Origin of the sequence: Pseudomonas sp. UFMG81 (assembly GCF_015354575.1) — a bacterium.
In the GTDB taxonomy this organism is placed as follows: Bacteria; Pseudomonadota; Gammaproteobacteria; order Pseudomonadales; family Pseudomonadaceae; genus Aquipseudomonas.
Genome location: NZ_JACAFQ010000028.1, coordinates 51,529 through 62,260 on the forward strand (window position 1 = coordinate 51,529; position 10,732 = coordinate 62,260).

The window sequence follows — 10,732 nt, forward strand, 5'->3', positions numbered from 1 at the left end:
AAGGTGACTGCCGCCTGATTAGACTGCGCCGAATTTCGTACGCAAAGCCCTTCGTTAAGGACGTTTATGATCAAGAAATGCTTGTTCCCGGCAGCCGGTTACGGCACCCGCTTCCTGCCCGCTACCAAAGCCATGCCCAAGGAAATGCTGCCGGTGGTCAACAAGCCACTGATCCAGTATGGCGTTGAAGAGGCACTGGACGCCGGCCTGAACGAGATCTCCATTGTTACCGGCCGCGGCAAGCGCGCCCTGGAAGACCACTTCGACATCAGCTACGAGCTGGAAAACCAGATCAAGGGCACCGACAAGGAAAAATACCTGGTCGGCATCCGCCGCCTGCTGGACGAGTGCTCGTTCGCCTACACCCGCCAGACCGAAATGAAAGGCCTGGGCCACGCCATCCTCACCGGCCGCCCACTGATCGGCGACGAGCCGTTCGCCGTAGTGCTGGCCGACGACCTGTGCGTCAACCTCGAGGGTGAAGGCGTGCTGGCGCAGATGGTCGCGCTGTACAAGAAGTACCGCTGCTCGATCGTCGCCATCCAGGAAGTCGACCCGCAGGAAACCAACAAGTATGGCGTTATTGCCGGTGAAGAGATCAAGGACGGCATCTTCCGTGTCGACGCCATGGTCGAGAAGCCAAAGCCGGAAGACGCACCGTCCAACCTGGCGATCATCGGTCGTTACATCCTGACCCCGGACATCTTCGAGAAGATCGAGCAGACCGAGCCGGGCAAGGGTGGCGAGATCCAGATCACCGACGCACTGATGAAGCAGGCCGCCGAGGGCAACGTCATTGCCTACAAGTTCAAGGGTCAGCGTTTCGACTGCGGTGGCGCCGAAGGCTACATCGAAGCGACCAACTTCTGCTTCGAGCACTTCTACAAGACCGGCAAGGCTTACTGATAAATCCTTGATGGTCTGAATTGGGGCTGCTCTGCAGCCCATCGCGGGCAAGCCCGCTCCCACAGGTACAGCGCACACTTGAAACTGCGCGGTCACTGTGGGAGCGGGCTTGCCCGCGATGGGTCGCAGAGCGGCCCCAATGCGTTTTCCGCAGCCGCCAACAGCGCTATGCTGGGCGCCTGTCCAGGAGACTCATTGCATGGCTTACGATTTTGATCTGTTCGTGATTGGCGCCGGTTCCGGCGGTGTGCGTGCGGCGCGCTTCGCTGCGGGCTTTGGCGCAAAAGTGGCGGTGGCCGAGAGCCGCTATCTCGGCGGTACCTGCGTCAATGTCGGCTGTGTGCCGAAGAAGCTGCTGGTGTACGGCGCCCACGTCGCCGACGAGCTGGAGCAGGCTGCCGGGTTCGGCTGGACCCTGGAAGAAGGCCACTTCGACTGGGGCACCCTGATCGCCAACAAGAACCGCGAGATCGAGCGCCTCAACGGCATCTACCGCAACCTGCTGGTCAACAGTGGCGTCACCCTCTTGACCGGCCACGCACGCATCACCGGCGCCAACGAAGTGGAAGTGGAGGGCCAGCGCTACAGCGCCGCGCACATCCTCATCGCCACCGGCGGCTGGCCGCAGGTGCCGGATATCCCCGGTAAAGAATTGGCGATCACCTCCAACGAAGCGTTCTACCTCAAGGACCTGCCGCGCCGGGTGCTGGTGGTAGGCGGCGGCTATATCGCTGTCGAGTTCGCCGGCATCTTCCAGGGCCTGGGTGCCAACACCACGCTGTTGTATCGCGGCGACCTGTTCCTGCGCGGTTTCGACGGTTCGGTGCGCACGCACCTGAAAGAGGAGCTGGAAAAACGCGGCATGGACTTGCAGTTCAACGCCGACATCCAGCGTATCGACAAGCTCGACGATGGCAGCCTCAAGGCCACCCTCAAGGATGGCCGCGAGTTAGTGGCCGACTGTGTGTTCTACGCCACCGGCCGCCGGCCGATGCTGGACAATCTGGGCCTGGAGAACACGGGTGTGGAGCTGGACGAGCGCGGTTTCATTCGCGTCGACGAGCAGTACCAGACCACCGCACCGTCGATCCTGGCCATCGGTGACGTGATCGGCCGCGTACAGCTCACCCCCGTGGCGCTGGCCGAAGGCATGGCCGTGGCCCGCCGGCTGTTCAAGCCCGAGCAGTACCGCCCGGTGGATTACCAGAACATCCCCACCGCCGTGTTCAGCCAGCCACCGATCGGCACCGTCGGCCTCACCGAAGAGCAGGCACTCAAGGCCGGGCACAAGGTGCAGGTCTTCGAAAGCCGCTTCCGGGCGATGAAGCTGACCCTCACCGACATCCAGGAGAAAACCCTGATGAAGCTGGTGGTGGACGCCGAGACCGACAAGGTGCTGGGCTGCCACATGGTCGGGCCCGATGCCGGGGAGATCATCCAGGGGCTGGGGGTTGCGTTGAAGGCCGGCGCCACCAAGCAGCAGTTTGACGAGACCATCGGCGTGCACCCGACGGCGGCCGAAGAGTTCGTGACCATGCGCACCGTCACGCGCTGATCCCTGAAGTGTTTCCGGGGCGCTGACAGTTGGCCCCGGATGCCACAAATGGCGAATTTTCTTACGTACAACGGCGCGTATTGCCCGAGAAGTCCTGCTTTTTCCTACAGAGCAGATGCGTTGGTCTTTTGATACTGCCCCGGCACCGCGTTCGTGATGCCGACCTGGGTGAAGCAGGTCGTAACCCGCTATCCAGAAAAGACCCTATGAAAACCCTTCACCAGCGCGCTGTGCTGCTGGCAGTTTGCCTGTTGGTTACCTGCCAGGCCCATTGCAGCGTAGTCATCGCCAGTAACCCCCTGGTATTTCCCGCAGGTCAGCAGGAAGTCATCGTCAGCCTGCGCAACGAAGGCAGCCAGCCATCTTGGGTGCAGGCCTGGATCGACGGTGGCCAGGCGCAGACCGACGACCGGCATCCGTCGTTGCCTTTGCGCCTGACACCGTCGCTGTCGCGCCTCGAACCGGGGCAGGGCCTGCGCTTGCGGGTATTTCATGACGGCGCAGCGATGCCGGTTGATCGCGAAACGCTGTACTGGCTCAACCTCCTCGACATGTCGACCCGGGATGGCGGCAATGTACCCAAGCGTTGCCAGCGCAGCCGTATCAAGTTGCTGTATCGCCCATCCGGCCTGCCAGCCAGCGCGGATGACGCGCACCAGGCGCTGGTCTGGCGCGTCCGGAGCAGGAACGGGCACCCGCTGTTGCAAGCGCAGAATCCCGGGCCCTATGTCGTCAATCTCGTAGCTGTCGCGATACGTCGCAAGGAGGGGCAGTTGATCGGGCGCGCCCTGCATGTGTTGCCATTCTCGAAACAACGCTTTGCCTTGGAAGGGCTGGACAGTGAGCTGCCGGCCAACGCGCAGGTGGAATACTCGTATATCGACGACCGGGGTGTCGAGCGAGGCGCCACCGCGACATTGCAACAGTGACTCGCTTAGGAATGAAAAACGCTATCGATCCCGCTGGCTTATAGCCAAAACCAATGGCGAGCATGAGGTTTGCCAATGAGCCTTAATGGCGACCAGCGGTTAGGATTCTCTCCGTCAACTGATTTCAACCCTTTGAAATTCAACCCCATGAAGGAGCGTCTCTCATGCCTATCATCAACAGCCAGGTCAAACCGTTCAACGCCACCGCCTACCACAACGGCGAATTCGTCCAGGTCAGCGAAGCCGACCTGAATGGCAAGTGGTCCGTCGTGTTCTTCTACCCAGCCGACTTCACCTTCGTCTGCCCGACCGAGTTGGGCGACCTGGCCGACAACTACGCCGAGTTCCAGAAACTGGGTGTGGAAATCTACGGTGTGTCCACCGACACCCACTTCACCCACAAAGCCTGGCACGACACCTCGGACACCATCGGCAAGATCAAGTACCCGCTGATCGGTGACCCGACCCACGTCATTTCGCGCAACTTCGACGTGCTGATCGAGGAAGCCGGCCTGGCCGACCGAGGTACCTTCGTGATCAACCCGGAAGGCCAGATCAAGATCGTCGAAATCAACGACGGTGGTGTAGGCCGCGACGCCAGTGAATTGCTGCGCAAAGTGAAAGCCGCTCAGTACGTTGCCGCCCACCCAGGCGAAGTCTGCCCGGCCAAGTGGAAAGAAGGCGAAGCCACGCTGGCGCCGTCGCTGGACCTGGTCGGCAAGATCTAAGTCGATGTGCAAGTCGCGGGCGGTAGACAGCCGCCAAAGCTGAAGTACCTACCGCCCCGTAAAGCGCCCGGGCGACCTCGCCTGGGCGTTTTTGTATCTGAAGTTTGAAAAAAGGAATCGCCCGTATGTTGGACGCCACGCTTAAATCGCAACTGAAAACCTACCTGGAGCGGGTCACCCAGCCGATCGAGATCGTTGCCTCCCTCGACGACGGCGCGAAGTCCCGCGAATTACACGACCTGCTGGTGGAAATCGCCGGCCTGTCGAACCTCATTACCTTCAGCGCGGACGGCAGCGACGCCCGTCGTCCTTCGTTCTCGCTGAATCGCCCAGGGGCTGACATCAGCCTGCGCTTCGCTGGTATCCCCATGGGCCACGAATTCACCTCCCTGGTGCTGGCGCTGCTGCAGGTTGGCGGCCACCCCTCCAAGGCCAGCGCCGAAGTGATCGAGCAGATCCAGGGCTTGCAGGGTGAGTTCACGTTCGAAACCTACTTCTCGCTGTCGTGCCAGAACTGCCCGGACGTGGTCCAGGCGTTGAACCTGATGGCGGTACTCAACCCCAACGTTCGCCACGTGGCCATCGACGGCGCGCTGTTCCAGGACGAAGTCGAAAGCCGCAAGGTCATGGCGGTGCCAAGCATCTACTTGAACGGCGAAGTGTTCGGCCAGGGCCGCATGGGCCTGGAAGAGATCCTCGGCAAGATCGACACCAGCGCCGGCGCCCGCCAGGCGGAGAAGATCAACGCCAAGGACGCCTTCGACGTGCTGGTAGTGGGCGGTGGCCCGGCCGGCGCTGCGGCGGCCATTTACGCCGCGCGCAAGGGCATCCGTACGGGTGTTGCCGCCGAACGTTTCGGCGGCCAGGTGCTCGACACCCTGGCGATCGAAAACTTCATCTCGGTGCAGGAGACCGAAGGGCCGAAGCTGGCCATGGCGCTGGAAGAACACGTCAAGCAGTACGACGTCGACATCATGAACCTGCAACGGGGTGAAGCGCTGATCCCGGCCACCGACGGTGGCCTGCACGAAGTCCGCCTGGCCGGTGGTGCCTCGCTCAAGGCCAAGACCGTGATCCTCGCCACCGGTGCCCGCTGGCGCGAAATGAACGTGCCGGGCGAGCAGGAGTACCGCGCCCGTGGTGTGGCCTACTGCCCGCACTGTGACGGCCCGCTGTTCAAGGGCAAGCGCGTGGCGGTGATCGGTGGCGGCAACTCGGGTGTGGAAGCCGCCATCGACCTGGCCGGTATCGTTGCCCAGGTCACCCTGATCGAGTTCGACAGCCAGCTGCGCGCCGATGCCGTGCTGCAACGTAAGTTGCACAGCCTGCCGAACGTCAAGGTGATCACCCGTGCCCTGACCACCGAAGTGGTGGGCAATGGCGAGAAGGTGACCGGCCTGCGCTACAAGGACCGCAGCACCGACGAAGTGCATGACCTGGCGCTGGAAGGCATCTTCGTGCAGATCGGCTTGTTGCCCAACACTGATTGGTTGAAGGGTACTGTCGAGCTGTCGCCGCGGGGCGAGATCATCGTCGACGCCAAGGGCCAGACCAGCATCCCCGGTGTGTTCGCCGCCGGTGATGTGACCACGGTGCCGTACAAGCAGATCGTCATCGCCGTGGGCGAGGGCGCCAAGGCTTCGCTGGCGGCGTTCGATCACCTGATCCGCACTTCGGCGCCGGCGTAAGCCTGTACCGGCCTCTTCGCGGGCAAGCCCGCTCCCACAGGTTCATCACAGGCTTCGAAAACTGTGACAACCCTGTGGGAGCGGGCTTGCCCGCGAATGCGGCGGGACTGGCGAAACGGAGTCTGCAGGGTGTCTATGATTACAGCAGACACCCTCGGAACCACAGCCATGACCCTGATCAGCCGCGAACCCTGGTGGCTCGTGCCACCCCAGCCCGGGCAGAAAGAGCAGGACCTGCACTGGGGCTACCTGGAAATCTACGAAGGCGGCCACACCGTGTTCGTCGACCAGCGCCCCAGCGACAAGGAGCTGGCCGAACGCAAGAGCTGCCGCCACTTCCCCGAAGCGGAAAACCCCTGAACTCAGCCCTCTAGCTGGGCCAGGCGCTCCTCCAGCGCGGCAATCCGCGCTTCCAGCGCTTCGATGCGCTCCTCCGACACCGTGCCACCGCTACTGCGTGCCCCCCCTTCCTGCTGGCGCGCGGCAAGGATCGCCTCGATCTCGGCCGGGTCGCCCAGGGCGTGGGTGTAGCGGTCTTCACGCTGACCGGCCTGGCGCGGCAGGTGCAGGGCCAAACCGCGTGAAATCAAGCGCTCCAGCTGATGCTGGACCTGGTCGACGTCTTCGAATTCATGCAGGCGGTTGCTGCGGGTCAGCAGCTCGTTGAGCGTCTGTGGGCCGCGCAGGAACATCAACCCCATCAGCACCAGTTGGGCGGGCACCAGTTCCAGCGCCTTGTCCACCCGCTGCTCCCAGCGGTCGGCACGGCTGCCCATCTGCAGGCGCGTCATGTCCTGGCCTTCGAGTGCGCGCAGGGCCTGGCCAACCTGGCCGGGGGAGAGGTTCATGACTGGTTCGCGGCTGGTCTTCTGGTTGCAGGCCAGGACCAGGGCGTTGAGGGTCAGGGGGTAGGTTTCCGGGCTGGTGGCCTGTTTCTCGATCAGCGACCCGAGCACGCGGATCTCGGTGCTGTTGAAACGGCCTTCGCCGCTGTTTTCGTGTTCAGACATGGCCCTGTCTCATTGCGAGGAAAAGGCCACTAGCCTAGGTAAAGCGCCTGGCTTAAGCAATCTTCGAACACATCGCGGGTCAAGCCCGCTCCCACAAACCGTGGGAGCGGGCTTGACCCGCGATGACGTCATCAAGCGCTGCGCTGCTCCATGGCCTGGCACGCGGCGGCAGTGAACAGTACATCGGTAGACGAGTTGAGCGCAGTCTCCGCCGAATCCTGCAGCACACCGATGATGAAGCCGACCGCCACCACCTGCATGGCAATCTCGCTGGGGATGCCGAACAGGCTGCAGGCCAGCGGGATCAGCAGCAGCGAACCACCGGCCACGCCCGAAGCGCCGCAGGCGCACACCGCCGCCACCACGCTGAGCAGCACGGCGGTGGGCAGGTCGACCGGAATACCGAGCGTGTGCACGGCGGCCAGGGTGAGCACGGTGATGGTGATCGCCGCACCCGCCATGTTGATGGTCGCGCCCAGCGGGATCGACACCGAATAGGTGTCCTCGTGCAGGCCGAGCTTTTCCGACAGCGCCAGGTTGACCGGGATGTTGGCCGCCGAGCTGCGGGTGAAGAACGCGGTAATGCCGCTTTCACGCAGGCACAGCAGCACCAGCGGGTAGGGGTTGCGGCGGATCTTCCAGAACACGATCAGCGGGTTCATCACCAGCGCCACGAACAGCATGCAGCCGATCAGCACACCCAGCAGGTGCAGGTAACCGAGCAGGGCATCCAGGCCCGACTGGGCCAGGGTCGCGCTGACCAGGCCGAAGATACCCAGTGGGGCGAAGCGGATCACCATGCGCACGATCAGGGTCACGCCGTTGGACAGGTCCTCGACCACCTTGCGGGTGCTCTCGCCGGCATGGCGCAAGGCCACGCCCAGGCCGATCGCCCAGGTCAGGATGCCGATGAAGTTGGCATTCATCAGTGCCGCGATGGGGTTGTCAACGGCGCTGAGTACCAGGTTCTGCAACACCTCGCTAATGCCGCCGGGCGCGCTGAGCGAGGCTTCGCTGGCATTGAGGGCCAATTGCGACGGGAACAGCATGCTGGCGATCACCGCCACCACGGCAGCGGCGAAAGTGCCGAGCAGGTACAGCACCAGGATCGGGCGGATATGGGTTTCCTGGCCGTGACGGTGGTTGGCGATGGAGGCCATGACCAGGATGAACACCAGTACCGGTGCCACCGCCTTGAGCGCCGAGACGAACAGTTTGCCCAAAAAGCCCAGGGTGAGCGCGGTGCCTGGGGAGAGCAGGGCAAGCGCAATGCCGGCGAGCAGGCCGATGCAGATCTGCGTGACCAGGCTGGTGCGGTTGATGAGGCGAAGAACAGGGGTCATGTGCAGCACGATCCAGTAACGTGAAAGGGCGCGACTTTACCACAGGCCCGCAGACAGCACCGACCCCTGTAGGAGCGGCCTTGTGTCGCGAAAGGGGTGCGAAGCAGCCCCGGCGATCTATGTCATATGCACGATAGCTGGGGCCGCATTGCGGCCCTTTCGCGGCACAAGGCCGCTCCTACACGCACTGTGTTGCCTGAGCTACCAATGGAACAACTCCCGTCGTGCGCCCTCGGTGATCGCCACGATGCCCGGGTGCTTGACCTTGCGCTCCACCGAAATGGCATAGAACGACTCGTTCACTGCCTCGGTCTGCCCGATCAGCCGTACCCCATATTGCCGGCACACTTCCTCGGCGATCACGCTGGGGGCGACGAAGATGCCGCTGCCGGACTGGCCGAAAGCCTGCATCAGCGCGCTGTCGTCGAATTCGCCGACGATCTGTGGCTGCACCTGCTGCTCTGCCAGCCAGCGCAGCAGGCGGCTGCGCACCACGGTTTCCTGGCCGGGGATCAGCAGCGGTGCGTCGTGCAGGCAGGCGGGGAAAGGCAGCTCGAGGCGCGCCGCCAGGGCCTCGGTGGCGAAGAAGCTCAAACCGCACTCGCCGAGCTTCTGGCTGTAGCCCTTGATGTCCAAGTGGTTGGGCATGGGGCTGTCGGAGATCACCAGGTCCAGGCGCTGGATCGCCAGGTCCGCCAGCAGGCGTTCGAGCTTGTCCTCGCGGCAACTGATGCGCAGCACTTCGTCCAGCTCCATGGTCGGGGCCAGCAGGCGGTAGACGATGGACTTGGGCACCACGTCGGCCACCCCCACGCGAAACAGGATCTGCTCCTGCGGCCCGGCCCGCAGCATGGCCTCCAGCTCACCGCCGAGCTGGAACATCTGTTCGGCGTAGACCAGGGCCTGGCGGCCGGTTTCGGTCAGTTCGAGCTGGCGGCCGACGCGTTGGAACAGTTCGAGGTTCCAGGTCTGTTCGAACAGGCTGAGCTGGCCACTGATGGTTTGCGGCGTGAGGTTCAATTGCTCGCTGGCGCGGGCGATGCTGCCGGTCTTTGCTACAACCCAGAAATAGTGCAGCTGGCGGTAGTTGAGCATGGCGGTCCAATGTTCGTAAAAACCGAAGTATAGCCGTTGAAAATACGAATTTTCTGGATGTTTCAGTCTCTCTAGAATGCGACCCCATCAGGCGCCCCGCGCGCCGCACGGATATCGACAAGCGAGGACCCCATGCTGCAACTCAAATCCATCGGTACGCCCCTGGTGCTGGCCCTGGCGCTGTTCGCCATGAGCGGCTGCGACCAGGCCGAGAAATCCGCCCAGCAGATGCTCGACCAGGCCGCCGAGACGGCCAAGCAGGCCATCGACAAGACCAACGACGCCGCCCAGCAGGCGCTGAGCGACGCCATCGGCAGCGAAGGCGACAAGGCCAAGGCCGAAGACGACAAGAAAGACACCCAGGACATCTGACCCAGGACTGAACCATGGAATACTTGCTGGAACTCGCCGCTAGCCCCACCGCCTGGGTAGCCCTCGCCACCCTGGTGGCCATGGAGGTCGTGCTCGGCATCGACAACCTGATCTTCATCTCCATCCTCACCAACAAGCTGCCCGAGGCGTACCGCTCGAAGGCGCGGCGCATCGGTATCAGCATGGCCTTGATCATGCGCCTGGCGCTGCTCAGCACCGTGGCCTGGATCGTCCAGCTGACGGAGCCGGTGCTCGACGTGTTCGGCCACACCTTCTCCTGGAAGGACATGATCCTCATCGCCGGTGGCCTGTTCCTGCTGTGGAAGGCGACCAAGGAGATCCACGAAAGCGTCGACCCGCATGGCGCCAAGGAAGAGTCCAAGGTCGGTAGTACCGTGACCATCGGTTTCACCGCGGCGATCTTCCAGATCCTGCTGCTGGACATCGTCTTCTCGATCGACAGCATCATCACCGCCGTGGGCATGACCGAGCACCTGCCGATCATGATCATCGCCGTGATCAGCGCCGTGATCGTGATGCTGGTGGCCGCCGACCCGCTGGCCAAGTTCATCAACGACAACCCGACCGTTGTGATGTTGGCCCTGGGCTTCCTGATCATGATCGGCATGACCCTGATCGCCGAAGGTTTCGGCGCTCATGTACCGAAAGGTTACGTGTATGCCGCCATGGCCTTCTCGACCGCGATCGAGGTGCTCAACATCATGGCCCGCCGGGCGCGCCTCAAGCGCGAAGCCGCTGAGGGCTGATTGAGGGACTTCGCCGGCAAGCCGGCTCCTGCAGACGTTGCGCCGCTCCATGCAGCGTGATGACCCTGCAGGAGCAACTGTCTTGCGCAGGTTCTCCGTAGGAGCGGCCTTGTGCCGCGAAAGGGCCGCGAAGCGGCCCCAGGATCTCGAGTACGCCGCAGATCGCCGGGGCCGCTCTGCGGCCCTTTCGCGGCACAAGGCCGCTCCTACAGAGACCGCACAAGATGTGGCCGGCTTGCCGGCGATGCGCTGCACAGCAGCCCCAATGACGGTTCACCCGCTGGTCTTGCGTCTGCGCGGTACTGACTTACCCCCAGCCCTTTCCGTGCTACCCCCCGT

11 protein-coding genes are annotated in these 10,732 nt (G+C 63.2%); 8 read left to right on the forward strand and 3 right to left on the reverse strand.

All coding sequences use genetic code 11. The annotated features are described in order from the left end of the window. The first annotated feature begins 66 nt into the window (after positions 1-66). The 6 genes from galU to IX761_RS19435 all read left to right on the forward strand — a co-directional run bounded on the left by galU (position 67) and on the right by IX761_RS19435 (position 6,166). Complete coding sequence (galU, locus tag IX761_RS19410; protein ID WP_194791169.1) at positions 67-906, forward strand: UTP--glucose-1-phosphate uridylyltransferase GalU; 840 nt, start codon at positions 67-69, stop codon at positions 904-906. 199 nt (positions 907-1,105) lie between these two features. Further along, a complete protein-coding gene (gene gorA, locus IX761_RS19415; protein ID WP_194791170.1) occupies positions 1,106-2,461 on the forward strand; it encodes a glutathione-disulfide reductase in 1,356 nt (451 codons plus the stop codon). Between the two features lie 230 nt (positions 2,462-2,691). Then, complete coding sequence (locus tag IX761_RS19420) at positions 2,692-3,390, forward strand: molecular chaperone (RefSeq protein WP_194791171.1); 699 nt, start codon at positions 2,692-2,694, stop codon at positions 3,388-3,390. Positions 3,391-3,554: 164 nt separating this feature from the next. After that, positions 3,555-4,118: an alkyl hydroperoxide reductase subunit C gene (gene ahpC / locus IX761_RS19425; RefSeq protein ID WP_194791172.1), complete on the forward strand. Its 564-nt coding sequence runs from the start codon at positions 3,555-3,557 to the stop codon at positions 4,116-4,118. Positions 4,119-4,243: 125 nt separating this feature from the next. Next, positions 4,244-5,806 carry an alkyl hydroperoxide reductase subunit F gene (gene ahpF, locus IX761_RS19430; protein WP_194791173.1) on the forward strand — a complete coding sequence of 521 codons (1,563 nt, stop codon included), beginning with the start codon at positions 4,244-4,246 and terminating at the stop codon, positions 5,804-5,806. A 168-nt stretch (positions 5,807-5,974) separates the two neighbouring features. Continuing rightward, a complete protein-coding gene (locus IX761_RS19435) occupies positions 5,975-6,166 on the forward strand; it encodes a hypothetical protein (RefSeq protein WP_194791174.1) in 192 nt (63 codons plus the stop codon). Positions 6,167-6,168: 2 nt separating this feature from the next. Here IX761_RS19435 and IX761_RS19440 read toward each other — a convergent pair whose 3' ends face one another. From IX761_RS19440 to nhaR, 3 genes are all read right to left on the reverse strand, one after another. Continuing rightward, the gene (locus IX761_RS19440) at positions 6,169-6,816 is read right to left on the reverse strand and encodes a YceH family protein (protein ID WP_194791175.1); all 648 of its coding nucleotides are present in this window, start codon (positions 6,814-6,816) and stop codon (positions 6,169-6,171) included. A gap of 131 nt (positions 6,817-6,947) precedes the next feature. Beyond that, a complete protein-coding gene (gene sstT / locus IX761_RS19445; RefSeq protein ID WP_194791176.1) occupies positions 6,948-8,159 on the reverse strand; it encodes a serine/threonine transporter SstT in 1,212 nt (403 codons plus the stop codon). Positions 8,160-8,360: 201 nt separating this feature from the next. Next, positions 8,361-9,254: a transcriptional activator NhaR gene (gene nhaR / locus IX761_RS19450; RefSeq protein WP_194791177.1), complete on the reverse strand. Its 894-nt coding sequence runs from the start codon at positions 9,252-9,254 to the stop codon at positions 8,361-8,363. A 132-nt stretch (positions 9,255-9,386) separates the two neighbouring features. Between nhaR and IX761_RS19455 the strand changes: the two genes are divergently transcribed. Continuing rightward, on the forward strand, positions 9,387-9,626 hold the full coding sequence (locus tag IX761_RS19455; RefSeq protein ID WP_194791178.1) for a hypothetical protein: 240 nt from the start codon (positions 9,387-9,389) through the stop codon (positions 9,624-9,626). A 14-nt stretch (positions 9,627-9,640) separates the two neighbouring features. Then, positions 9,641-10,393, forward strand: coding sequence for a TerC family protein (locus IX761_RS19460; RefSeq protein ID WP_194791179.1), 753 nt, complete (start codon positions 9,641-9,643; stop codon positions 10,391-10,393). Positions 10,394-10,732: the final 339 nt, after the last annotated feature.